Origin of the sequence: Dickeya lacustris, assembly GCF_029635795.1 — a bacterium.
In the GTDB taxonomy this organism is placed as follows: Bacteria; Pseudomonadota; Gammaproteobacteria; order Enterobacterales; family Enterobacteriaceae; genus Dickeya; species Dickeya lacustris.
Genome location: NZ_CP114280.1, coordinates 2,885,501 through 2,910,727 on the forward strand (window position 1 = coordinate 2,885,501; position 25,227 = coordinate 2,910,727).

14 protein-coding genes and 1 pseudogene are annotated in these 25,227 nt (G+C 55.1%); 11 read left to right on the forward strand and 4 right to left on the reverse strand.

Annotation, left to right across the window (positions count from 1 at the left end; genetic code table 11):
- Window positions 1-108: 108 nt before the first annotated feature.
- Window positions 109-1,854: a tannase/feruloyl esterase family alpha/beta hydrolase gene (locus tag O1Q98_RS13110; RefSeq protein WP_125260930.1), complete on the reverse strand. Its 1,746-nt coding sequence runs from the start codon at window positions 1,852-1,854 to the stop codon at window positions 109-111.
- Window positions 1,855-2,181: 327 nt separating this feature from the next.
- Window positions 2,182-3,150 carry a DMT family transporter gene (locus O1Q98_RS13115; RefSeq protein ID WP_125260929.1) on the reverse strand — a complete coding sequence of 323 codons (969 nt, stop codon included), beginning with the start codon at window positions 3,148-3,150 and terminating at the stop codon, window positions 2,182-2,184.
- Window positions 3,151-3,369: 219 nt separating this feature from the next.
- On the opposite strand from O1Q98_RS13115, the gene O1Q98_RS13120 reads away from it, so the two are divergent.
- Entirely contained in the window at window positions 3,370-4,302 is a 933-nt protein-coding gene (locus O1Q98_RS13120; RefSeq protein ID WP_125260928.1) for a LysR family transcriptional regulator, read from the forward strand.
- Window positions 4,303-4,466: 164 nt separating this feature from the next.
- On the opposite strand, the gene O1Q98_RS13125 is transcribed toward O1Q98_RS13120, so the two are convergent.
- Complete coding sequence (locus O1Q98_RS13125; protein ID WP_125260927.1) at window positions 4,467-6,158, reverse strand: sensor histidine kinase; 1,692 nt, start codon at window positions 6,156-6,158, stop codon at window positions 4,467-4,469.
- 382 nt (window positions 6,159-6,540) lie between these two features.
- Here O1Q98_RS13125 and glgB point away from each other — a divergent pair, with 382 nt between their 5' ends.
- From glgB to glgP, 5 genes and pseudogenes are all read left to right on the forward strand, one after another.
- The gene (gene glgB, locus O1Q98_RS13130; protein WP_125260926.1) at window positions 6,541-8,724 is read left to right on the forward strand and encodes a 1,4-alpha-glucan branching enzyme; all 2,184 of its coding nucleotides are present in this window, start codon (window positions 6,541-6,543) and stop codon (window positions 8,722-8,724) included.
- A pseudogene (gene glgX, locus O1Q98_RS13135) lies at window positions 8,724-10,712 on the forward strand (glycogen debranching protein GlgX); the annotation flags it as partial. The gene glgB and the pseudogene glgX, both read left to right, overlap by 1 nt.
- Window positions 10,713-10,851: 139 nt before the next feature.
- Window positions 10,852-12,138, forward strand: coding sequence for a glucose-1-phosphate adenylyltransferase (gene glgC, locus O1Q98_RS13140; RefSeq protein WP_125260924.1), 1,287 nt, complete (start codon window positions 10,852-10,854; stop codon window positions 12,136-12,138).
- Between the two features lie 82 nt (window positions 12,139-12,220).
- Window positions 12,221-13,654 (forward strand): glycogen synthase GlgA, encoded by a 1,434-nt coding sequence (gene glgA / locus O1Q98_RS13145; protein ID WP_125260923.1) that lies wholly within the window; start codon window positions 12,221-12,223, stop codon window positions 13,652-13,654.
- A 24-nt stretch (window positions 13,655-13,678) separates the two neighbouring features.
- Complete coding sequence (gene glgP, locus O1Q98_RS13150; protein WP_125260922.1) at window positions 13,679-16,126, forward strand: glycogen phosphorylase; 2,448 nt, start codon at window positions 13,679-13,681, stop codon at window positions 16,124-16,126.
- Window positions 16,127-16,209: 83 nt separating this feature from the next.
- Here glgP and glpD read toward each other — a convergent pair whose 3' ends face one another.
- Complete coding sequence (gene glpD / locus O1Q98_RS13155; RefSeq protein ID WP_125260921.1) at window positions 16,210-17,709, reverse strand: glycerol-3-phosphate dehydrogenase; 1,500 nt, start codon at window positions 17,707-17,709, stop codon at window positions 16,210-16,212.
- Between the two features lie 426 nt (window positions 17,710-18,135).
- Between glpD and glpE the strand changes: the two genes are divergently transcribed.
- The 5 genes from glpE to malQ all read left to right on the forward strand — a co-directional run bounded on the left by glpE (window position 18,136) and on the right by malQ (window position 24,973).
- A complete protein-coding gene (gene glpE, locus O1Q98_RS13160) occupies window positions 18,136-18,456 on the forward strand; it encodes a thiosulfate sulfurtransferase GlpE (protein WP_125260920.1) in 321 nt (106 codons plus the stop codon).
- A gap of 190 nt (window positions 18,457-18,646) precedes the next feature.
- Window positions 18,647-19,462: a rhomboid family intramembrane serine protease GlpG gene (gene glpG, locus O1Q98_RS13165; RefSeq protein ID WP_125260919.1), complete on the forward strand. Its 816-nt coding sequence runs from the start codon at window positions 18,647-18,649 to the stop codon at window positions 19,460-19,462.
- A gap of 93 nt (window positions 19,463-19,555) precedes the next feature.
- On the forward strand, window positions 19,556-20,314 hold the full coding sequence (locus O1Q98_RS13170; RefSeq protein ID WP_125260918.1) for a DeoR/GlpR family transcriptional regulator: 759 nt from the start codon (window positions 19,556-19,558) through the stop codon (window positions 20,312-20,314).
- 45 nt (window positions 20,315-20,359) lie between these two features.
- Complete coding sequence (malP, locus tag O1Q98_RS13175; RefSeq protein WP_125260917.1) at window positions 20,360-22,774, forward strand: maltodextrin phosphorylase; 2,415 nt, start codon at window positions 20,360-20,362, stop codon at window positions 22,772-22,774.
- 12 nt (window positions 22,775-22,786) lie between these two features.
- Window positions 22,787-24,973 carry a 4-alpha-glucanotransferase gene (gene malQ / locus O1Q98_RS13180; protein ID WP_125260916.1) on the forward strand — a complete coding sequence of 729 codons (2,187 nt, stop codon included), beginning with the start codon at window positions 22,787-22,789 and terminating at the stop codon, window positions 24,971-24,973.
- Window positions 24,974-25,227 lie beyond the last annotated feature (254 nt).

Below are 25,227 nucleotides of genomic sequence, written 5' to 3' on the forward strand. Positions count from 1 at the left end.
CGCGTTATTCTTGGCGAAATTGAAAAACGCAGGCCAGATGACCTGCGTTGATCGCGACATGGGCTTATCACACCGATTGTGGCGATGGGATAACATGTCAAAGCGGGGTTAGTGTGTCACACCACGGTACGGGCGGTAGAAGTCCGAGCCCATCCACTGACGTGATTTCTCACGCGTCAGCGGGCCACTGCGAGTGTAGCTGGCGGCGCTATTGACATCCCCTTGCCCCTTATAAACCGCAATATACGGGAACGGGTAAACCGGACGAGTACGCACGATGGTTTCAGCCTGTGTGCTGGTGTCGGCCACAGGGGCGTTTGCGCCAGGCAGACCAAAGCCGCTATGGTCGTCACCGCTGGTCTGGGTAGTGACGATCGCTTGTGGGGCAACACCGTTTTCTACCCAGTTCATAATAGGTGTAAGCAGGTCGATTTTGCTCGGGCCCTCGCCGCCGGAGCAGTGTTGCACACCCGGTAACAGGTACAACCGCTCGAAAGCCTGTGTGCGAGACGTGCCCATCACCTGCTCCAGTGTTTCATGGTAAGAAATTGTGTTAACCGGCGAGATGTGCGGGTCAGACAAACCGTGCCACAAAATCAACTTGTTACCCGCGTTATAGAAACGCGACAAATCGGTATTGGTGGCATCATAGAGTGCATGCTGTGGGCGCAAGCGATCAAAGGTCGCTCGGTCGAAAGTCATTTCGGCAAGCGTAAATGTCGGTGATGTGGTGGTAAACGCCAAATAGCGCAGCACGGCCAATGACACGCTATCGCTCATCACTTTCCCGGTGGCGGTTGCGGGCACATAGACCGTCCAGCCGAGCTCAGAGCCAGGCATCGGGCCACCTGCCGTAAGGTGCTCGCCGGTCTGCGGGTCAATCGGGCCGTTATAGAAACGCTGCACCACATCCACTTCTTGTTGTGTCAGGCATTGCGTGGTATCGGCGTTATCTCCTTTGCACAGCAGTACATCCGGGTTGAAATGGCATACGCGTGGGTCGGCAATCAGGCCGTCCGTTTGTCCGTCCAGAGTGTCGCAAGCGGCCAGCACGGCGTTGTGAATCAGCGGCAGGCGAGAGGAGAGTAAAATCGCATTGCCATGCGCATCATGGTTGGCGACGTACTGCCAGGCGTGGAAAATTGCGTTCTGTGCCAGGAAATTCATGGCCGGAGCCCCGGCAATAATGCCGTTAAAATCTTCAGGGAAACGCTGGGCTTCAACCAGTGCTTCTCGCCCGCCGTCGGAACAGCCCGTGAAATAGGAATAGGCCGCCTTATGACCATAGTAAGCGTCGATCAACGTTTTGGCGGCAACAGCGGTGAGGTGAACGCCGCGATAAGCGAAGTCGGCCCGTTTTTGCGGGTCTGCGCCGAATTCACCGCTGTTGGCGCTGGCCTGGCCGTGCCCCATATCCGAGCCAGCGATGACGAATCCACCGGCATTGAGCGGTGCACACCCTTCGGCTGCGCCCGGCGTGGTGGAAATGCTGCCGCATAGCCCACCGCACCCGACTTGCAGATAACGCTGTGTCCAGCTCTCTTTGGGTAATTGCACCCGAAAGCCAATCTCCGGGGCCAGCACGCCGTCTACGGTGCAGTAGGTCAGTCCGTTTTGGCTGGTTTCTGTGGCCTGGGTTATCTTGCTGCCAGCCCCGGCGATACGTGTCAGGTCGATTTGCGTCAGGTCGCTGCATGCGCGGGTGGCTTTGATGACGTTGAGCGACGGCAGTGCCGATTTCTGTACATGTACCGCATCGGCCTGTGCAGGCAGTGTGTGAAGGGTGCTAAACAGTAGCGTCAGGCTACCTGCCAGTGTAGACAGGTAACGTATACGTATGAACGGTTGACTCATAGAAATGTCCTTTTTCATTCTTTAGAGCAGAAATAACATGAGTAGAAAACGATTTTTGATACCGTAGATATTCTGCCTTCTCATTAAAAGAAAATATGAAAATGGTATGCACTACCAAATGGCCTGAATATCAATGAATTTCATCAGTGATGTTGATTTCACTGAGGTAATGTCGCGGCGTCACTTTTAGTATATAGAAAAACTCTTTTTTAAATGCTGGGTTTTATTTTTCAGGATTGTAAATTTTTAGTAAAAAGACAGGTAAAGTCAGCACATTTTATTCTTGTTTATCTTTTTGGTTTTGTTTTCGGATCTTTTTAGTTCTTTTTACTGCATGGCATTCGATAGTGTTATTTTCATTCTATCAGGCGCTGATTTTTTAGATTCCATGTTGATATTAATGGAGGTGTTAATTTTTTTCTGGCCGAGCAGAACACCTGCTATCGTCAATGCAGCACCAAGTAGTTGGGCATAACTGGGCATACTTCCTAAAACAGCCTGTATGACAATGGCGAATAAGGGAACAAAATTGAAAAATATTGCTGTTTTCCCTGGGCCCCTTGTTGAGATACCAATTATCCAAAACAGATACGCTAATACAGAGCCTGCAATTCCCATATATACGTCAGCCAGATGGCTACTGAGTGACGCCGAGCCAAGCGTTTTTATCGGTGACTCTTGTATAAACGCGATCGCACTCAGAATGAAGGTGCCGAAAATCATCGTCCAGGTTGTGGTCTCGATGGGGGTTGACTCCACAACCATTGCCCGAGTTCCTACCGTATAGATTGACCACCCTAAGCTACCAACAAAGATAATGATGTCACCAGGGGCGAAGGCGATGCTACCACCCGCAAATATCTTTCCATGAGTAATAACAATCGACACACCGAGCAGGCTGATTGCCATACCGATGATTCTTATTCGTTGTGGCATCTGGCGGCGCATGATGGCTTCAAGGATATTGGCAGAGATGGGTGTCGTCGCCATAATGAGTGCAGCGGTGACTGGGTGTGATGTTTGCAAACCCAGAAATAATGCGCCATTAAAACCAGCAACACCAATGGCACCAAGAAAAATGAATGGAAATATATTTTTCTTAAGCGTACTAAAGGAAAGTTGCCCTCTTAATGTGGCAAATGCAACGATCAAAAGAGAAGCAATAATGAATCGCTCTGATGATGCCGTCCATGACGATAAACTTTCCAGCGCAATTTTCGTTGCCTGAAAATTAGAGCCCCAGAATAGTGTGGCAAGCAACGTTAATATAACCGCTGACTTCGATGAAATTTGCATTATGCGTTACCTTTAATTTTTAATACCCAAGAGATACATCTAAGCGCATTAGCGAGATACCGGCTGTTGATGCGTTATTCAACGTAAAATGGCTAATGCTGAAAACAATCTCAGGCGCTAACCTGTTCTTTTGTTGCTCTGCCGGACATAATGGCGGTAAAACATAACACAGCGTTTTTTTTAGGGAAGCCACCAAAAATGGAAAGCAATTTTTCATTTATGAAAAATGATAAAAAAAACCAGAAAATTATTTGGGATGATGTCCTTATTTTTTTAGCCGTCGCTCGCCATGGCACGCTGGGATATGCGGCAAAACATCTGGGATTAGGTATATCAACCTTGTCGCGCCGAATTGAACGTCTTGAGGCCGCTCTGGGTGTGAGTTTGTTCGCCCATCATCATTCTGGTTATAAATTGACGGCGGAAGGGGCGCATATTTTGCCGAGTGCAGAGGCGATGGAGACGGCGGCAATGACGCTGTTATCCCGTTGTAGAACGCCGGGAGAGGTTGTCGGGAGTGTCCGGCTTGCGACAACCGACATGTTGGCCAGTGAGCTTATTTTGCCTGCTTTGCCGGTGTTGCAACGAGAGCTCCCCCAACTGAGCCTTGAAATTATCACCGACAGTAAAATTGTGAATATTCACCAGTTTGATGCCGATCTGGCGTTACGTTTGGTGAAGCCTGAATCGGGGAATGTGGTGATTCGGCGGTTAGGGGAACTGGGTTTTAGCCTGTACAGCAGCCAGCAGTATAGCGATAACCTGACGGATCACTCGCCAGACGCTCTCTATGCGCATGGCCGGTTTGTTGGATGGGCTGAGGCGCTCTCGCATTTGCCAATGGCAAAGTGGACAGCAGAGAAGCTCAAGGGCAGAGCGCTGGTGTTAGAAACCACATCGCTGGCCACACAGGTTGCCGCTGTGAGCGCTGGCGCAGGGGTCGCGTTATTACCGCATTTTATCGCGCACCGTCACGGGCTTGTTCGCTTAAGTGAGACGCTTAACGTTAAGTATCCGCTGTGGCTCGTCATTCATTCAGACCTGTCGCATACGCCAAGAGTGCGCAGAGTCGCCAATTTTCTTACCGAACTGGTGCATGATAACCAGTTACGGCTATCCGGCGAGTTATCCCGCCTGGATGACTATCCATAGCTATGACTGGTATAGCTATACCAGTCATAGCTATCGCCGCCATCGTGATATTAACCATAGTGATATCAACCATTGTGACCCCGAGCGCGAGTGACCTCGAGCATCAACCCTTTGTGGGCATGACGCCGTCGCGCGGTATGGCATGTCTGCTCTTTTGCCTGCGATTATGGTGATGTCATGTGCAGCGGCACCCTGATTTGTACCCGGGTGAATTGTGCAGGCTGGCTGGTGACGGTTATCCCGTAGTGATGGCCATAGCGCGCTTTAATACGCCTATCGACCAGGTTCATGCCCAGTCCATCGCTGCCATTACGTGGCGAATAGTTGCCCGCATTGTCCTCCACCGTCAGCTCCAGCATGGTTGCGTGTGTCCGCGCGCTAATACGCAAATGGCCATTTCCCAGCATTTGGGAAATGCCGTGCCTGATGGCGTTCTCTACCAGCGGTTGTAGCGAGAACGCGGGGAGTCTGGCGTGTCGCAGGGCGGGCGGAACCGCTATCTCAACCGTTAACACATTAGAGAAGCGCGCTTTTTCAATGTCGAGATAGGCGTTCACGTGTTCGAGTTCATCGCTGAGTGGCACGTCATCGCTGTTACGTTTGAGGTTTTTGCGAAAGAAGGTCGAGAGCGATAGTACCAGTTGGCGCGCTTGATCCGGGTTGCGGCGAATAATCGCTGACAGAGTATTGAGCGCGTTAAACAGAAAATGGGGATTCACCTGAGCATGCAACAGCTTGAGTTCCGACTGTACCAGTAGCTGCTTTTGTTGCTCAAAGCGCCCGGCAAAGATGTGCGCCGATAATAAATGGCCGATGCCTTCGCCCAGCGTGCGGTTGATACTCGAAAACAGCTTGTTCTTTGGCTCATATAACTTAATGGTGCCGACCACCCGCTGCTCTTCGCCGCGCAGGGGGATCACCAGCGTTGAGCCCAATTTGCACTGCTCGGAGAGCGTGCAGCAGTAGGGCGTGGCGTTGCCATCGGCATAGACAACCTGGTTTTGGTCAATGGCCTGATGGGTGTGTGGTGATGTTATCAGCGAACCGACCAGATGGTGATCGCTGCCGATGCCGATAAATGCCAGTAATTTTTCCCTGTCAGTAATGGCCACCGCGCCCACGCCAAGCTCCTCGTAGAGAATTCGCGCCACCCGCATACTGGTGTCAGGGGTGAATCCCTCTCGCAGGATGCCTTCTGCGCGGGCGGCTATCAGTAGCGCTCGGGCGGAAAACGCAGAGGTGTATTTTTCAAACATTGCGCGTCGGTCAAGCAAGATGCGCATAAACATCGCCGCGCCCAGACTGTTGGTAATCATCATCGGCAACGCAATGTTGCCGACCAGCGTCAGCGCGGCGTCAAAAGGCCGGGCAAGCAGCAGGATTATCAACATCTGCAAGGCTTCAGCGACGATACCGGCAGCGGCGATCACCAGCGGCTGAAATAGCAGGTCAAGACGGCGGCGGCGCGTCAGATAGTGGTGCAGTACGCCGCCGACTAACCCCTCGACGATGGTGGACAGCATACAGGCGGTGGCGGTCATGCCGCCGAGTGAATAACGATGCCACCCGCCGGTTAATCCCACCAAAAATCCTACCGACGGGCCACCCAGCACGCCGCCTAATAGCGCGCCTATCGCCCGGGTGTTGGCTATCGAATCATTGATGTGCAGGCCAAACCAGGTGCCAAGAATACAGAACAGCGAAAACGTCAGGTAGCAGAGCAACTGGTGCGGCAAACGCACGGTCACTTGCGTCAACGGCGTGAATAATGGGGTTTTGCTCAACAAGTACGCGATGACCAGATAAACGCAGGTTTGTTGCAGCAGTGACAAGGTCAAATCGAGTTGGCCGATCATAAATGTTACACCTCCTTGTGAGATCAATCGATTTTAGGAATTACGCGTTTGCTCGCCCCGAGCAGGATCAATATTCGCTAACGCTATGATTAATTATTTTTTCTTATGGGTGTTGAATGCAAAAAATTATCCAATGTCTCAAATATTTTCTCTTTTCTTGACTAAGCTGAATCTTAGGCTTACCTGAAGAATGCTTCGCAGGCTTAGGTATTACTGCTCGGTGTTCTTTATTCAGGTTAGCCCTCTTTTTTTATGGGGTCAGGTGGGTTCCTTTTATGTTATTGACGCAGGCCGTGTGTAGATCAACGAAAATGCCGAAAAAACGACCTGTTTCGTTAACATCTTTACTTTATTCAGATGGTTAATTCAGAGGACGGATGCCATGTCAGGATTTTCCGATCAGAACATCATTAATCTCCTTTTTTCCGGTCATTACGCCGATCCTTTCGCCGTTTTAGGTATGCATAGCACCGATGCGGGGTTGGAGGTGCGCGCATTGCTCCCCGATGCCACCGAGGTGAATGTCCTGGATGCCCGCACCGGGCGCAAAGTGAGCGGGTTGCATCGCCTTGACCCGCGAGGGTTTTTCTCAGCGGTGATCCCCCGACGTAAAAACCCCTTTCATTACCAACTGGCTGTCAACTGGCCGCAAAGTTATCAGGTTCTCGAAGACCCTTACCGTTTCGGTACGCTGCTACAGGAGTTGGACATCTGGCTGTTGGCCGAAGGGCGTCACTTGCGCCCCTACGAGGTACTGGGTGCTCACCCGAAAACGTTCGATGGGGTAGCCGGTACCAGTTTTGCTGTGTGGGCTCCGAATGCCCAGCGCGTCTCAGTGGTGGGCAATTTTAATTTCTGGGACGGTCGCCGCCACCCCATGCGTTTGCGGCGTGAAAACGGGGTGTGGGAACTGTTTGTGCCGGATGTCGGGCCCGGCCAGTTGTATAAGTATGAAATCATCGATTGTTACGGCAACGTGTTGCTGAAATCCGACCCGTATGCGTTTGAATCACAAATGCGCCCGGATAACGCCTCGTTAGTGCGCGCACTGCCAGAGTGCGTCCCGGTGGATGAAACGCGCCGCCGCGCCAATGACCTGCAAGCGCCGGTTTCTATTTACGAAGTGCATCTGGGGTCGTGGCGTCGTCACCCGGATAACCACCATTGGCTCAGTTATCGCGAGCTGGCGGAGCAATTGGTGCCTTATGTCAAAGAGATGGGCTTTACCCATGTCGAACTGATGCCGGTGCAAGAGCACCCGTTTGACGGCAGTTGGGGCTATCAGCCGCTCGGGTTATACGCACCGACCCGGCGTTTTGGCACCCCTGAAGATTTTCGCTATCTGATAGCGGCCTTCCATGAGGCGGGCATTAACGTGCTATTGGATTGGGTGCCCGGCCATTTTCCGTCCGACAGCTACGGGCTGGCGCGTTTTGATGGCACCGCGCTCTATGAGTATGGCGACCCGAAAGAGGGCTTCCATCAGGACTGGAACACGCTGATTTATAACTTCGACCGCCATGAAGTGCGTAACTATCTGGCGGGCAATGCCTTGTATTGGTCAGAACGTTACGGCATCGACGGCCTGCGGGTGGATGCGGTGGCGTCAATGATTTATCGCGATTACAGCCGTCGCGATGGCGAATGGGTGCCGAATTACTACGGCGGCAAGGAGAATCTGGAGGCGATCTCTTTCCTGCGCTACACCAATCAGGTGCTAGGCCAGCATCATGCCGGGGCGATTACCGTGGCGGAAGAGTCCACGGATTATGCCGGGGTTACGCTGCCGCCGGAGCACGGCGGGCTGGGCTTTCACTACAAGTGGAACATGGGCTGGATGCATGACTCGCTGGCTTATATGCAGCTCGACCCGGTGCATCGGAAACACCATCACGACTTGCTGACCTTCGGCATGCTCTATGCCTACAGCGAAAATTTTGTCCTGCCGCTCTCGCATGACGAAGTGGTGCATGGCAAGCGCTCGCTGCTGGACAGAATGCCCGGCGATGTCTGGCAGAAGTTTGCCAATTTACGCGCCTATTACGGCTTTATGTGGGCTTATCCCGGCAAAAAACTGCTGTTCATGGGCAGTGAATTCGCCCAAGGGCGCGAATGGAACCATGACGCCAGTCTGGACTGGTATCTGCTCGATGAGCCGCAAGGCTGGCATGCCGGGGTGCAAGCGCTGGTGCGTGACCTTAACCACTGCTATCGCCAGCATCCGCCGCTCTATCAGTGCGATTATCTGCACGAAGGGTTTGAATGGGTGGTGGTGGATGACCGGGAAAACTCGGTATTTGCCTTTATCCGCCGTGATGACAGCGGCAATGAGGTGCTGATTATCAGCAACTTTACCCCGGTGCCGCGCGAGGGCTATCGGGTGGGCGTGAATCAGGCGGGCCAGTGGCGTGAAATTCTCAATACCGATTCCTGCCACTATCACGGCAGCAATCTTGGCAATCAGGGCCTGGTCGCCAGTGACAACATTGGCAGCCACTCCCGACCGCATTCGCTGGTGTTAACCGTGCCGCCCCTGGCGACGCTTTATCTGGTCAGGGAGGGGTAATGGTGGAATTGCAGGCAGGGCGTCCGCGACCATTAGGCTCCAGTTACGACGGTAACGGTGTGAATTTTGCGTTGTTCTCATCGCACGCCACCGCCGTGGAGCTGTGCATTTTCGACGGCCTGTGTGAGCTGCGTTTGCCGCTGCCCGTTCGTAGCGGAGATATTTGGCACGGCTACTTGCCGGATGCGCAGCCAGGCCTGTGCTATGGCTATCGGGTTTACGGTGAATTTAACCCGGCGCACGGGCTGCGTTTTAATCCTAATAAGTTGCTGCTTGACCCTTGCGCCCGGCAGATGGATGGCTGGGTGGTGGATGATGAACGTCTGCACGGCGGTTATGACCAGCCCGATCCGCACGACAGCGCAGAAGTGATGCCGCGCAGCGTGGTGGTCGATGAGGCTTATGACTGGCAGGGCGACCGCCTGCCGCGCACGCCGTGGAGTGAAACGGTGCTGTATGAGGCGCATGTACGTGGCCTGACCAAGCGCCATCCTGCTATCCCACAGCCGCTGCGCGGCACCTATGCGGGTCTGGCGCATCCGGTCATGCTCGACTATCTGACCTCACTTGGTATTACCGCCATCGAGCTGATGCCGGTGCAGCAACATGCCGATGAGCCGCGTTTGCAGGAGATGGGGCTGCGCAATTATTGGGGTTATAACACCTTATTGCCCTTTGCGGTGGACAGCTCGCTGGCGGCCAGTGATGACCCGCTCAACGAGTTCCGCGATATGGTGCGGGCGCTGCACGGTGCCGGTATCGAGGTGATTCTCGATGTGGTGTTCAATCATAGCGCCGAGCTGGATATGGCCGGGCCCACGCTGACGCTGCGCGGCATCGATAACCGTAGTTACTACTGGCTGACCGATGACGGGCAGTATCACAACTGGACGGGGTGCGGCAACGTGCTGCGCGTGTCGCACCCGGCGGTGTTGCACTGGGTGATTGATTGCCTGGCTTTCTGGCACGACGTCTGCCATGTGGACGGTTTCCGCTTCGATTTGGCGACGGTGCTGGGGCGCACCCCGGCGTTTTCCGCCAGTGCGCCCTTTTTCACCGCGTTGCGTAATCACCGCACGCTGCGTAACTGCAAACTGATTGCTGAACCCTGGGATATTGGCCCGGACGGGTATCAGCTTGGGCGCTTTCCGGCTCCGTTCGTCGAGTGGAATGACCGTTTTCGTGACGATATCCGCCGTTTCTGGCTGCATGGCGACGTGCCGCTTGGCGTGTTTGCCCGTCGTTTCGCCGCCTCCAGCGAAGTGTTTGAGCGCGATGGCCGCCTGCCGTGGGCATCGGTCAACATGTTGACCTCACACGATGGCTTTACGCTGCGCGATCTGGTGTGTTTCAACCACAAGCACAACGAAGCCAACGCCGAGCAAAACCGTGATGGCACGAACAGTAATTTCAGTTTTAACCATGGCACCGAAGGGCTGGAAGCTGACGACGAAACACAGGCGCGTCGCCTTGCCAGTCAGCAGGCGCTGCTGACCACGTTGCTGCTGTCTCAGGGTACGCCGATGCTGCTGGCGGGCGATGAGTTCGGCAACAGTCAGTCCGGTAATAACAACGCCTATTGTCAGGACAACGCGCTGGCCTGGCTGCACTGGGAACGTGCCGACAGCGCCCTGATTGCCTTCACCGCCGGGCTGCTCGCGCTACGCCGTGCTATCCCTGCGTTGCGCCGGGCGCACTGGTGGCGCGAGGGCGAAGACGATGTGGTTTGGCTTAACCAACAAGGCGACGCCTTGACGCCCGCGCAGTGGGAGCAGGGGGAGCGCCGTTTGCAGATCCAGCTCTCTGAGGATTGGTTACTGGTTATCAACGCCACGCCGCATCCTTGCACCTTTTCTTTACCTGCCGGTTCTTTACCTGCCGGGCGCTGGCAGGTGGCACCGCCTTTTAGCGTGGCCGGACAAGCACCGGACGGAGAAACCTGGCAGGCCCCGGCGCACGCCGTGTGCGTCTGGGTCAGGGCGTCCAGGCCACTGACCCCGGAACCGCAGGCTCACACGGTAGAACCACAGACACTGTTTTCAACATCCACGCTTTCTTCTAACGCACAAGAAAAGCCGTCAGAACAACAAAAAAAGCGACAAGCAAAACGATAACAAGGAGCCCGACATGGTGAGTACCGACAAGCATGACCCTCTGATGCTGGCCAGACAATTACCCCTGAAATCAGTCGCCCTGATTTTGGCCGGCGGGCGGGGAACACGACTGAAAGATTTAACCGCGCATCGCGCCAAGCCCGCCGTTCATTTTGGCGGTAAATATCGGATTATCGATTTTGCCCTGTCTAACTGCCTGAATTCAGGTATCCGCCGTATTGGGGTGATAACCCAGTACCAGTCGCATACGCTGGTGCAGCATATTCAACGTGGCTGGTCATTCCTGAATACCGAAATGAATGAGTTTGTTGACCTGCTGCCCGCCCAGCAGCGTCATGATGAAAACGATCACTGGTATCGCGGTACGGCTGATGCCATCTGCCATAACCTCGACATTATTCGGCGCTATCGTGCCGAGTATGTGGTGATTCTGGCTGGCGATCATATCTACAAAATGGACTATTCCCGCATGTTGCTGGATCACGTGGAAAAAGGCGCTGAGTGCTCGGTGGCCTGTATTCCGGTGCCTATCAGTGAAGCGAGCGCCTTTGGTGTGATGAGCGTGGATGAAGACCATCGCATCACCCGGTTTGATGAAAAACCGGCTAATCCGGCGCCGATGCCCGGCAACCCGGACATGGCATTAGCCAGCATGGGCATTTATGTGTTCAACGCCGATTATCTCTATCGTCGCCTGGAAGAGGATGTGTGTACCTCTGACTCCAGCCATGATTTCGGCAAAGACCTGATCCCGAAAATCGTGGCCGAGGGGCTGGCCTGGGCGCATCCGTTCACGCTCTCCTGCGTCACCTCGACCGACGACGCGCCGCCGTACTGGCGTGATGTCGGTACGCTGGAAGCCTACTGGCGCGCCAATCTCGATTTGGCCTCCGTGACGCCGGAGCTGGATATGTATGACCATACCTGGCCTATCCGCTCGGCGATGGAAGCGTTGCCTCCGGCCAAGTTCGTGCAAGACCGCTCCGGCAGCCACGGTTTAACCATGAATTCACTGGTTTCCGGCGGCTGTATTGTGTCCGGTTCGGTGGTGACACACTCGGTGCTGTTCTCCCGGGTGCGCATCAACTCGTTTTGCAGCATTGACTCAAGCGTCCTGCTACCGGATGTCAAAGTGGGGCGATCATGCCGCCTGCACCGCTGCATCGTTGACCGCGCCTGTGAAATTCCCGAAGGCATGGTGATTGGCGAGAATGCCGAAGAGGATAGCCGCCGTTTTTATCGTTCCGAGGAGGGTGTGGTGCTGGTGACGCGCGCCATGCTAGCCAAACTGAAAGCCTGAGCAGTGACTGACCCGGTGACGGTTGGCCGGGGTGAATGATGGCCATTCATCGCGTGGGGTGAGTGGCCTTACGGGAGAAAAGATGCGGGTATTACATGTGTGTTCAGAGCTGTTCCCTTTGCTGAAAACCGGGGGACTGGCGGATGTGGTCGGGGCGTTGCCTGCGGCACAAATCGAAGCGGGGATGGACGTACGGGTGTTGTTGCCAGCATTTCCCGACCTGAAAAAAGGCATTCCCGATACGCAGATTGTGCGCGAACTGGAGACGTTTGGCGGGCGGGTGACGCTGCGTTACGGCCATTATAACGGCGTCGGTATCTATCTTATCGATGTGCCGCACTTGTATGAGCGAGCGGGCAGCCCGTATCACGACACGTCAATGTTTGCCTATGCCGATAACTTTCTGCGCTTTGGCTTGCTGGGGTGGATGGGCGCGGAAATGGCAAGCGGCGTCGATCCGTTTTGGCGGCCGGATATTGTGCATGCGCACGACTGGCATGCCGGGCTTGCCTGCGCGTATCTGGCGGCGAAAGGACGACCGGCTAAATCGGTATTTACCGTACATAATCTGGCTTATCAGGGGCTGTTTGACGCCCATCACATGAGCGACCTGCGGCTGCCGCCGGAATATTTCAACATGTATGGCCTGGAGTTCCATGGCCAGATTTCCTACCTCAAAGCCGGGCTGTATTACGCTGACCATATCACCACCGTCAGCCCGACCTACGCCCACGAGATAACGCAGCCGGAATTTGGCTACGGGCTGGAGGGGCTATTGAAGGTGCGGGAAGAGGCGGGCCGCCTGTCCGGTATTCTCAACGGCGTGGATGATGCGGTCTGGAACCCGGCGCAGGACGTGCTGCTCACGGCGACCTACAGCCGCGATGAGCTGGCGCGTAAAGCAGAGAACAAGCGTCATCTGCAAACCGCGATGGGGCTTAAAGTGGACGACCGCGTGCCGGTGTTTGCGATAGTCAGCCGCCTCACCAGTCAGAAAGGGCTGGATATTGCGTTGCAGGCGGTGCCGACGCTGCTCGAACAAGGCGGGCAACTGGTGGTATTAGGGGCAGGCGACGCCACGCTACAAGAAGGGTTTTTGGCGGCGGCGGCGGAATATCATGGTCGTGTCGGCGTGCAGATTGGTTATCACGAAGCGTTTTCGCACCGCATTATCGGCGGGGCGGACGTTATCATGGTGCCCAGCCGGTTCGAACCATGTGGGTTAACCCAGCTCTACGGCCTGAAATATGGCACGTTGCCGCTGGTCAGGCGTATCGGCGGGCTGGCCGATACCGTGGCAGACAGCTCGCTGGAAAACCTGGCCGATGGGCTGGCAAGCGGGTTTGTGTTTAGCGATTGCAATGTGGCGTCGCTGTCACGGGCGATTCGTCGGGTGTTTGTGTTGTGGTCTCGTCCATCGCTATGGCGTTATGTGCAGCGCCAGGCGATGGCAATGGATTTCAGTTGGCAGGTTGCAGCCAAGGCTTATCGTGCGCTGTATCAACGTCTGTGGTAATTCGCATCCATAGGGAATGAAATTATGAATTCTCCGTTTACTTACAATTCACCCACCCTCAGCGTTGATGCGCTGAAACACTCCATCGCCTATAAACTGATGTTTACCGTCGGTAAAGACCCCAGCATCGCCAGTAAACATGACTGGCTGAATGCGGCGGTATTGGCGGTGCGCGACCGCATGGTCGAGCGCTGGTTGCGTTCAAACCGCGCCCAATTGTCGCAGGATGTGCGACAGGTCTACTACCTGTCGATGGAGTTTTTGATTGGCCGCACCCTGTCGAATGCGCTGCTGGCGATGGGCATGTACGATGACCTGAAAGTGGCGCTTGACGCCATGGGGCTTGATCTCAACGAATTGCTTGAAGAAGAGGATGATCCGGCGCTGGGTAACGGCGGTCTGGGCCGACTGGCGGCCTGCTTCCTCGACTCGCTCGCTACCATGGCGCTGCCGGGGCGCGGTTACGGCATTCGCTATGAATACGGCATGTTTCGCCAGAACATCATCGATGGCCGTCAGGCCGAGTCGCCGGATTACTGGCTGGAGTATGGCAACCCGTGGGAGTTCCCGCGCCATAGCACCCGCTACAAAGTGCGTTTTGGCGGTCGTATTCAGCAAGAGGGCAGTAAAACCCGCTGGGTGGAAACCGAAGAGATCATCGCCTGCGCGTATGATCAAATTATCCCCGGTTTTGATACCGATGCCACCAACACGCTGCGGCTGTGGGCGGCGCAGGCCAGTAACGAAATTAACCTCGGTAAGTTTAACCAGGGCGATTACTTCGCGGCGGTAGAAGACAAAAACCACTCAGAGAACGTGTCGCGCGTGCTCTACCCGGATGACTCAACCTATTCGGGCCGTGAACTGCGTTTGCGTCAGGAGTATTTTCTGGTGTCGGCCACGGTGCAGGATATCCTGAGCCGCCACTGGATGATGCACAAAACCTACAGCAATCTGGCGGAAAAATTCGCCATCCACCTGAATGACACCCACCCGGTGCTGGCCATCCCGGAATTGATGCGCCTGTTGATTGACGAGCATAAATTCAAATGGGACGTCGCCTGGGATGTGGTGACGCGAGTGTTCTCTTACACTAACCACACCTTGATGGGCGAAGCGCTGGAAACCTGGCCGGTTGATATGATGGGTAAAATTCTGCCGCGCCATTTACAGCTGATTTTTGAGATTAACGAGCGTTTTCTGGAGGATGTGCAAGAGCGTTTCCCGAATGAGCCTGACCTGCTAAAACGGGTGTCGGTGGTTGACGAAGAGCATGGGCGCAAGGTGCGCATGGCGTGGCTGGCGGTGATTTGTAGCCACAAGGTCAATGGGGTGTCGCAACTGCATACCGATTTGATGGTGCAATCGCTGTTTGCCGACTTCGCGCGTATTTATCCTGAGCGTTTCTGTAATAAAACCAACGGGGTCACGCCGCGACGCTGGCTGGCGCTGGCGAATCCGTCGCTGTCAAAAGTGCTGGATGATACGATTGGCAAAACCTGGCGCACGGATTTAGGTCAACTGGAAGAACTGAAGCAGCACGTTGATTTCCCCTCGTTTTTGCAAAAAGTCCGCAGTGCCAAACGGGAAAACAAACGGCGGCTGGCGCTCTATATCGCCCAGCATCTTGATATCGTGGTTGACCCGAATGCGCTGTTTGATGTGCAAATCAAGCGTATCCACGAGTACAAACGGCAGTTGCTCAACGTGTTGCACCTGATAACGCTGTATAACCGCATCAAAGATGACCCGGATCTCGATCGTGTGCCGCGTGTCGCTATTTTTGCTGGTAAAGCGGCTTCGGCCTATTACATGGCCAAACACATCATTCACCTGATTAACGATGTCGCCAAAGTGGTGAACAACGATCCGGCGGTGAAAGATAAGCTGAAGATTGTGTTTATTCCCAACTATGGTGTGAGCCTGGCGCAGATAATTATTCCTGCCGCCGATCTCTCCGAGCAGATTTCACTGGCGGGCACCGAAGCTTCCGGCACCAGTAATATGAAGTTCGCCATCAATGGCGCGCTGACTATCGGTACGCTTGACGGCGCGAACGTGGAGATGCGCGAACGGGTAGGGGATGACAACATCTTTATCTTCGGTAATACCACCGAGCAGGTAGAGGCGCTACGACGCAGTGGTTATAACCCGCGCGAATTCTACAATCAGGATGAGGAACTGCACCGGGTATTGACGCAAATCGCCACCGGCGCGTTCAGCCCGGATGAGCCGGGGCGCTACGCCGACCTGTTTGACTCGCTGGTTAATTTCGGCGACCACTACCAGTTGCTGGCGGATTATCGCAGTTATGTGGATACCCATGACAAAGTGGACGATGTTTACCGCGATGAGGACGAATGGACGCGCCGCACGCTGCACAATATCGCCAATATGGGCTATTTCTCTTCTGACCGCACCATTCAGGAGTACGCCGACGAGATTTGGCACATCAAGCCGATACGGTTGTAGCCGGGTAGGTTCGGAGTGCTAAAAAAATCCCCCCGCAGGCTGATGGCCTGCCGGGGGGATTTTCACTTTCGTTAGGTTATACGTTAACCTGCTGCGGCGAGCTTATGGCGATAGTCCGCAAGCCAGGCGGCAACGCGCTGGCGCTGTTCGTTATCGAGCAGCATACCCAGCTTGGTACGACGCCAGATAACGTCGTCGAGTTCGACGGCCCATTCGTTTTCGACCAGATAACGCAGCTCCGCTTCATACAGCGAATGGCCGAAATGTTCACCCAGATCGCCCGCGCCCTGTACGTTTGCGAGAATTTTCTCACTTTGGCTGCCGTAAGTCCGGCTGTAGCGGCGCGCCAGCGCTTCCGGCAGGTTATGGCGGCGGCGTAAGGTGGCGGCGTAATCATCGCGCGTGCCGCTGATATCACCACCCGGTAACACGGCGTTGCGTGTCCAGGCTTGTCCGGCCTGCGGATAGTATTTCAGTAATTTCTCCAGCGCATGTTCCGCCAGCTTACGATAGGTGGTGAGTTTGCCGCCAAATACCGACAGCAGCGGCGTTTTGCCATTATCGTCCGCCACTGACAGGGTGTAATCGCGGGTGATAGCCTGCGGCGAGTCAGACTCGTCATCACACAGCGGACGTACACCGGCATAGCTCCAGACGATATCGTCGCGCGTCAGCTGTTTCTTGAAGTGATCGTTATACACATCAAGCAGATAGCGCATCTCGTTATCATCAATTTTCACCTCGCGCGGGTCGCCTTTGTATTCCACATCGGTCGTGCCGATGATGGAGAAGTCGTCCTGCCACGGAATGACGAACACAATGCGATGGTCTTTGTTTTGCAGGATATAAGCCTGTTCTTCATGATGCACGCGCGGCACCACGATGTGGCTGCCTTTAATCAGGCGGATGCCATAAGGCGACGGCAGTTGCAGCCCGTCATCAAAGAACTGGCGTACCCACGGGCCGGTGGCGTTGACCAGCCCCTTGGCCTGCCAGCGGTGGGTTTCGCCACTGAGCGTGTCTTGCGCTTCGACCACCCACAGGCCATTTTCCCGGTGGGCGCGCGTTACGTTCATGCGTGTTTTCACCTCGCCGCCACGACGCACCACTTCCTGGGCGTTGAGCACCACCAGACGGGCATCGTCCACCCAACAGTCGGAATATTCGAAACCGCGCGTCAATTCTGGTTTCAGCACCGATTCGCGGCCAAATTTCAAGCCGTGGCTGGACGGCAGGCTGACGCGCTTACCGAGGTGGTCATACATAAACAGGCCCGCGCGGATCATCCAGGCCGGACGCAGGTGCGGTTGGTGCGGCAGACGAAAGCGCATCGGGAAAATAATGTGCGGAGCCATTTTCAGCAGCACTTCACGCTCGGAGAGCGCTTCGCCGACCAGACGAAACTCATAGTGTTCCAGGTAGCGCAGGCCACCGTGGATCAGTTTAGAACTGGCGGAAGAGGTGGCGCTGGCTAAGTCCTGCGCTTCGAGCAATAGCACCGACAAGCCACGTCCGGCGGCATCTGCTGCGATACCTGCGCCGTTAATGCCTCCGCCGATCACGATAAGATCTTTGGTTTCCACGTTGTTTCCTCCGCCACATCAAAAGCTGTAATAGTCATTAAACGCGATAATGTTCGTTTTCGCTCATTATAGTAATCGAAAACAAACATGTTAGCCAAGCGTTAACCAATTAAAAACATTCGTGCGTGTTTTTTGCGTGATACGGATAACAGTTTTCCTGACCGATTTGACCAATAAATGACAGGTTTAATCCCGCTCTTTTTTTAGGGGTAATGCCCGTAGCGTCAATGCTCTGTCATTGATCTGTCATGACACGCCCGGCAGGGGACGCGGAAAAGTTGATGCAGAAAAGTAGCCATACGGCGGGCTCCGCGCTTACAATTCAATAACAATCAACGCCGTGGTCATCATGCCGTCATCTTCGTTAGCGCTAATTTGCGCCGGGTGGCGTCAGTGGCTAGGTATCAACACATCATGAGGCCGTTCATGGAGCAGTTTGAAGCAATCGATGTCGAGCAAGCCTATCAACGCTGGCAACAGGGCAGTGTGCTGGTCGATATCCGCGATCCGCAGAGTTTCGCCGGTGCGCATGTGCCGGGTTCTACGCATCTTACCAATGAAACGCTGGCCGATTTTGTACGCGGGGCAGATTTTGAGCAGCCGGTCATGGTGATGTGCTATCACGGAATTAGTAGCCGTAACGCCGCCAATTATTTGATTAGCCTTGGATTTGAGGCCGTTTATAGCGTTGATGGCGGGTTCGACGCCTGGCAGAAGCGTTTTCCGCAGGATGTCGCACAGGCGTAGCGTTTACGCCACCGCATCAGCAAAAGGCTGTCGCGACGTGTCAGGGGTGTGAAACCCCTCACATGAATGCAGCAAGAGCGTGGGGAATCTCGGGTGTGGCGCTGCGCATGCGGCGATAAATGTTTTAGAATCGGTCACATACATGTAAGCCACCTTGATTGTTAGGTGCGCACAGTCTAAGGCAGGTGCCATGATCCGAATCGTTACGCTCTCAAATCCGCGTTTGGCGCAGGCATTTGTTGACTATATGCACACGCATCGAGTGCGACTGGTGATTCGCCTCAATGAAGATGAGGTCGATATCTGGCTGCCGGACGACAGCGCTTTTGACCGGGTACAGCAAGAACTGGCGCGTTTTTTACAAGAGCCCGGGCATGCGCGTTATCAAGCCGCCAGCTGGCAAACCGGCACCACGGAAAGCGGGCTGCGCTATCACTCTTTTTCGTATTTGCACACCTTGCGCCAGCGAGCAGGGCCGCTGACGCTCGGGGTGATGGCGGTGACGGTTGTGGTGTATCTGTTGATGCAGCTCTATGGCGTTGAGCGCGTGATGGGGCGGCTGGCGTTCCCTGACCACGGGCAAACGCTACAGCTGTGGCGCTGGTTTAGCCACGCGTTACTGCATTTTTCGCTGTTGCATTTACTCTTTAACCTCATGTGGTGGTGGTATCTTGGCGGCCCGGTTGAGCGGTTTTTGGGTACCCGGCGACTGTGCGTCATATTATTGCTGGCAGCGGCCATTAGCGGGGCGGTGCAGGCCTGGTTTAGCGGTATCTATTTTGGCGGTTTGTCGGGCGTGGTGTATGCCTTGATGGGGTATGTCTGGCTCTATGGCGAACGCAACCCGCAGGGGCCGCTGCATTTACCGCGTGGCGTGATGGTCTTTGCGCTGGTGTGGCTGATAGCCGGGTATTTCGATGTATTGGGGATGTCTATTGCTAACGCCGCGCACGTTGCCGGGCTGGTGATAGGATTATTGATGGCCTGGCGCAATACCCGCAGTTAACCGCACGGCGCTGATGCGCGCCTGCGCACATATGGCAGGAATAGGGTTTGTGATTGACCGACATAACGCATGCCGGTATTTGAGGGGAATAATGTGAAGCAAACGCAGCGGCACGACGCCATTATTGAACTGGTGCGTCGGCAAGGGTATGTCAGTACCGAAGAGTTGGTTGAACATTTTGCGGTCAGCCCGCAGACCATTCGCCGTGACTTAAACGATCTGGCAGAACAAAACAAGATTCACCGCCATCACGGGGGCGCGGCTTTGCCCTCCAGCTCCGTCAATACCGCCTATCATGACAGGAAGATGATGTGGTCGGATGAAAAAGCCCGGATTGCGAGACAAGTCGCCAGCCAAATCCCCGATGGTGCTACGCTGTTTATTGATATTGGTACAACGCCGGAAGCCGTCGCCCACGCGCTGATGAACCATAAGGAATTACGAGTTGTCACCAATAACCTGAATGTTGCAACGTTATTGACGGCCAAAGAGGATTTCCGCCTGATTCTGGCCGGCGGCGAGGTACGCAGCCGTGACGGCGGTATTATTGGCGAAGCCACGCTGGACTTTATTTCTCAGTTTCGGCTGGATTTTGGCATTTTGGGTATCAGCGGTATTGATATGGATGGTTCATTGCTGGAGTTTGACTATCACGAAGTGCGAACCAAGCGAGCCATTATCGAAAACTCACGCTGTGTGATGCTGGTGACAGACCACTCCAAATTTGGCCGTAACGCGATGGTTAATTTGGGGAATATGGACTTGATCGACTATCTTTTTACCGATCAGTTACCGCCACCCAGTGTGCTGAAGATTATCGAACAACATAAGGTACAGTTGGAGTTGTGCTGATCCCGACCGTGCCTTTTTCCATCACCGATACAGGAGAGAGGCACGATGTCATCACCCTTCGATTCTTCCCGCTTTGCCGCTGCATTGCAGCGCCAGTTACTGGCCAGTGCCATGCCGTCGCTACAGGCGCTGTCGCTGCGCCAGTGCTGGCAGTTTGTGAGTGTTGCGCTGGCAGAGCAGCTTGATGTACTGACCGCCTCCCGTCGCTCTCCGCTATCGCCTGTGGCTGGCGTGCGCCACGTCAATTACCTCTCAATGGAGTTTTTACCGGGGCGGCTGACGGGGAATAATTTGCTTAACCTCGGCTGGTATGAGGCGGTGGCGGACGTGCTGGCACAGCATGGGCTGGCGCTGAGTGATGTGCTGGAGCAGGAAACCGACCCGGCTTTAGGCAATGGTGGCTTAGGGCGGCTGGCGTCATGCTATCTCGATGCGATGGCGACCGCCGATCAGCCCGCGACGGGGTATGGCTTGCACTATCAATATGGCCTGTTTCGCCAGTATTTTGATGCCAATCTACAGTGTGAGGCGGCAGACGACTGGCAGCGGGAGAGTTATCCCTGGTCGCGCCCGCGCCCTGAACGGGCGGTAGAAGTTGGCTTCGGTGGTGAAGTGGTGGTGCAGGCGGATGGCAGCGAACGCTGGATACCGGCGCACGTTGTGGTCGGCGAGGCCACGGATATCCCGGTGATGGGCTATCGCAATGGCGTGGTGCAACCTCTGCGGCTGTGGCAGGCGACGCACAGTGAACCTTTTTCACTGGCGGCATTTAATGACGGACATTACCTGAAAGCGGAACAGCAGGGCATCGAGGCCGCCAGCCTGACGAAAGTGCTGTACCCGAATGATAATCACGCTGCGGGCAAAAAATTACGCCTGATGCAGCAGTATTTCCAGTGCGCTTGCTCAATGGCGGATATTTTCCGTCGCCATGAACGCGCGGGCCGGGAACTGGCTTCGCTGGCGGATTATGAAGTGGTGCAGTTAAATGATACGCACCCGACGCTCGCCATCCCGGAAACATTGCGCCTGCTGTTGGATGAATACGAAATGCCGTGGGATCAGGCTCTGGCATTGACGTCGCGGTTGTTTGCCTACACCAACCATACTCTGATGCCCGAAGCGCTGGAATGCTGGGACGAACGGCTGTTTGGCCGTTTGCTGCCGCGTCATCTGTCGATTATCAAAACCCTTAATGCGCAGTTGCGCCAGCAGGTTGAAGCGCGCTGGCCGGGTGATAAAAAGGTGTGGGCGCGGCTAGCGATTGTGTTTCGCCGTCAGGTCAGAATGGCCAATCTGTGCGTGGTGGTGTGCTTTGCCGTTAACGGCGTGGCGCAGATGCACTCGGATTTGATTGTGCGTGATTTGTTTCCTGAGTACCACCAACTGTGGCCGACCAAATTTCACAATGTCACTAACGGCATCACCCCGCGCCGCTGGCTAAAACTGTGTAACCCCGCGCTCTCCGCCTTGATTAGCGAGACGCTCAATTGCGAATGGGAGCGTGACCTGCCACAGCTTGCAGCTCTGGCTCCCTATGCGCAAGACAGTGCGTTTCGCGCCCGTTATCGCCAGATAAAGCAGGACAACAAAGTACAACTGACGCAGTTCTTGCAACGAGAATATGGTCTTCGTCTTGACCCGACGGCGCTGTTCGATGTGCAGATTAAACGTTTGCATGAATACAAACGTCAGCACCTCAATTTACTCCATATTTTGTCGTTATATAAACGATTGTGCGCTAACCCCGGATTGGATATTGTGCCGCGCATTTTTCTCTTTGGCGCCAAGGCGGCACCGGGCTACGTGCTGGCGAAAAACATTATTTACGCCATTAATTGCGTGGCGGAACACATCAACCGGGATACGCGCGTGAACGATCGCCTGAAGGTTATTTTCCTGCCGGATTATCGTGTCTCTCTGGCCGAGCGCATTATTCCGGCGGCGGACGTATCAGAACAGATCTCCACGGCCGGTAAGGAGGCCTCCGGCACCGGGAACATGAAACTGGCGCTTAACGGCGCGTTGACGGTCGGTACGCTTGATGGGGCGAATGTGGAGATGGCGCAAGCCGCCGGAGCAGAAAACCTGTTTATTTTCGGGCATACCATTGAGCAAGTAAAAGCGTTACAAGCTGGCGGCTATCAACCGCAGCAGATCCTTGATAAAGAACCGTTACTGGCAGCGGTGATTGACGAGCTGGCTGACGGGACATACAGCAATGGAGATAAAACCGCGTTCGCCCCGCTATTGGACAGTTTATTAAAACAGGGCGATCCCTATCTGGTAATGGCGGACTTTTCGCCCTATTGCCAGGCTCAACAGCGTGTGGATACGCTTTATCGTGAACCTGATGAATGGACGCGCCGCTGCATTTTGAATACCGCCCATATGGGGATATTCAGTGCCGATCGGGCAATTCATGATTATCAAAAACGCATCTGGACGGTGCGTGATTAAGGAATCAATACCATGGTGTTGAAAGCAAAAAAATCCGTGCCCCCCCAAGTGGGCATCGCTGATACCTATATCGCTGATACCTATAAAGACGCTTACGGTCATGAACAGACGATAGATCCGACTATCCGTGAGCAACTGCAACGTTTGCTTGATGAGGCCGCTCCCGCCGCTCCTGCGCCGCTGCCTGCGGTGAGTGTGTTGCGTGAAAACCAGCCTCACTCTTTGCCGCTACGTGGCGCTGCCGATTACGGCTGGACGCTGCTGTATGAAAAAGGCGGCATGATAGAAGGGCGGGTTAACGCCCAGGCGGTGTTGACGCTGCCGGATAACCTGCCGCTCGGCTATCACCAGCTGACGCTAACCCAGGGCGAGCAGCAGTGGCGTAGCCGGGTGATTGTCGCCCCTGAGCGCTGTTATGAGCCAGAGCCATTAACTCAGGGTAAACGCTGGTGGGGCGTTACGGTGCAGTTGTATACCCTGCGCTCGGCGCACAACTGGGGGATTGGCGACTTTGGTGACTTAAAAGCGCTGGTGGAACAGGTGGCTCGTCGCGGCGGGGCGTTTGTCGGCCTGAACCCGTTACACGCACTCTACCCAACGCAACCGGAGGCCGCCAGCCCCTATAGCCCGTCGTCACGCCATTGGCTCAATATTATTTATATTGATGTCAATCAGGTGGATGATTTTCACCACAGTGAGGCGGCCCGCGACTGGTTACAACAGGAAGACATCCAGCACCAGCTAACCCGCGCTCGCGCCAGCCGCTGGGTGGATTACAGTGCGGTGATGGCGCTGAAAATGGCGGCGTTGCGTCTGGCGTTTGCCCATTTTAACCATCGCAGCGCCCTTGACCCTCGTCAAAGTGCGTTCCGGCAATTCCTGCAAACCCATGGCGAAAGCCTGCAACAGCAGGCAACGTATGATGCGCTACAGGCGTGGTTTAAGCAGCAAGGCTTGCCGGTTGCCGGTTGGCAGCATTGGCCGGACGCATTTCATGATGCGCGAGGCGAGGAAGCGTTGCGTTTTCGCCAGCAGCATGCTGATGAAATTCGCTTTTATTGCTGGTTACAGTGGCTGGCGCATGACCAACTTGCCGCCTGCTTTACACGCAGTAAACAGCTGGGCATGCCAATCGGTTTGTACCGCGATCTGGCGGTTGGCGTGGCGCAGGGCGGCGTAGATACCTGGGCTGAACCGCAACTGCACTGCCTGAGCGTTACACTTGGCGCGCCACCCGACCCGCTCGGGCCGACAGGGCAGAACTGGAACCTGACGCCGATGCACCCGCTACGGCTGCGCCAGCGTGATTACCAGCCCTTTATCGATCTGCTGCGCCATAACATGGCGCATAGCGGCGCGTTGCGCATCGATCATGTGATGGGGTTGATGCGCTTGTGGTGGATACTCGACGGCCATGGCGCTGACTGCGGCGCTTATGTGCATTACCCCTTAGACGATCTGTTGGGCATTCTGGCGCTGGAAAGTCACCGCCACCGCTGTCTGGTGATCGGTGAAGATCTGGGCACCGTGCCGGAAGAGATTGTGCATAAGCTGCGCGATAACAGCATTTACTCGTACAAGGTGCTGTTTTTCGAACAAGATCAGCACGGTCGTTTCCGCGCGCCGCAAGACTATCCGCCCCGTTCGATGGCGACCATTACCACGCACGATCTGGCGACGCTGCGTGGCTACTGGCAAGGCGTTGATCTGACGCTGGGTAAAGATCTTGGCCTCTATCCCGACCCGGAGCAGCTCCAGCAGCAGCTTGACGCGCGTGAGTGTGCCAAACAAGGGCTGCTGGATGCGTTACATGAACAGGGGCTATTGCCACAGCGCGTCGGGCATAATGCGGCGCTGACGACCATGAGCGCCCAGCTTAACCGAGGCGTACAGCGCTATATGGCTGACAGCGCCAGCGCGTTGCTGGGCCTGCAACTGGAGGATTGGCTGGATATGGCGGCACCGGTGAATGTGCCGGGCACTGACCAGCAATATCCGAACTGGCGCCGTAAATTGAGCCGTCCGCTGGATTCGATTTTCACCGATCGCTATCTGGAGCGATTGATTCGTGATATCGACCTGCGTCGCGGTGGGCCGGTGCCTTCACGCGTGCGGGCTAAAAAAGTCGCGCCTGCGGTGCCTGACGTGCAAAAAGAGGTGATGGCCGAGGAGGAAAACGCCGCACTGAAGCCGCAATAAATAGCCAGGGTGTTGTCATTGTCCGAAGGTATTGTCATTGCCCAGTGGTGTTGTCATTGTCCGGTGGCGCTTATGCAAAGTGTGGCCGGGCTGATGATAACCGTGCGGTGGTGCAGCTAGTGCGGTGCCGCTAGCGCGCAGAGCATAAAAAACGCCACAGACAGCGCTGATTGCTATTGCTGTCTGTGGCGTTGCGTCTCACCTACGTTAGAGCGGCATCACGGTTAAGCTGTCACTATGATAACGTCTCACCA

Bases quoted from the DNA above. Each gene is read 5' to 3' on its own strand.
- glgC (WP_125260924.1), top strand. From the start codon at position 10,852: ATGGTGAGTACCGACAAGCATGACCCTCTGATGCTGGCCAGACAATTA.
- glgB (WP_125260926.1), top strand. From the start codon at position 6,541: ATGTCAGGATTTTCCGATCAGAACATCATTAATCTCCTTTTTTCCGGT.
- O1Q98_RS13115 (WP_125260929.1), bottom strand. From the start codon at position 3,150: ATGCAAATTTCATCGAAGTCAGCGGTTATATTAACGTTGCTTGCCACA.
- glpE (WP_125260920.1), top strand. From the start codon at position 18,136: ATGGAGCAGTTTGAAGCAATCGATGTCGAGCAAGCCTATCAACGCTGG.
- O1Q98_RS13110 (WP_125260930.1), bottom strand. From the start codon at position 1,854: ATGAGTCAACCGTTCATACGTATACGTTACCTGTCTACACTGGCAGGT.
- O1Q98_RS13125 (WP_125260927.1), bottom strand. From the start codon at position 6,158: ATGATCGGCCAACTCGATTTGACCTTGTCACTGCTGCAACAAACCTGC.
- malQ (WP_125260916.1), top strand. From the start codon at position 22,787: ATGGTGTTGAAAGCAAAAAAATCCGTGCCCCCCCAAGTGGGCATCGCT.
- glgP (WP_125260922.1), top strand. From the start codon at position 13,679: ATGAATTCTCCGTTTACTTACAATTCACCCACCCTCAGCGTTGATGCG.
- glpG (WP_125260919.1), top strand. From the start codon at position 18,647: ATGATCCGAATCGTTACGCTCTCAAATCCGCGTTTGGCGCAGGCATTT.
- glgA (WP_125260923.1), top strand. From the start codon at position 12,221: ATGCGGGTATTACATGTGTGTTCAGAGCTGTTCCCTTTGCTGAAAACC.
- malP (WP_125260917.1), top strand. From the start codon at position 20,360: ATGTCATCACCCTTCGATTCTTCCCGCTTTGCCGCTGCATTGCAGCGC.
- O1Q98_RS13120 (WP_125260928.1), top strand. From the start codon at position 3,370: ATGAAAAATGATAAAAAAAACCAGAAAATTATTTGGGATGATGTCCTT.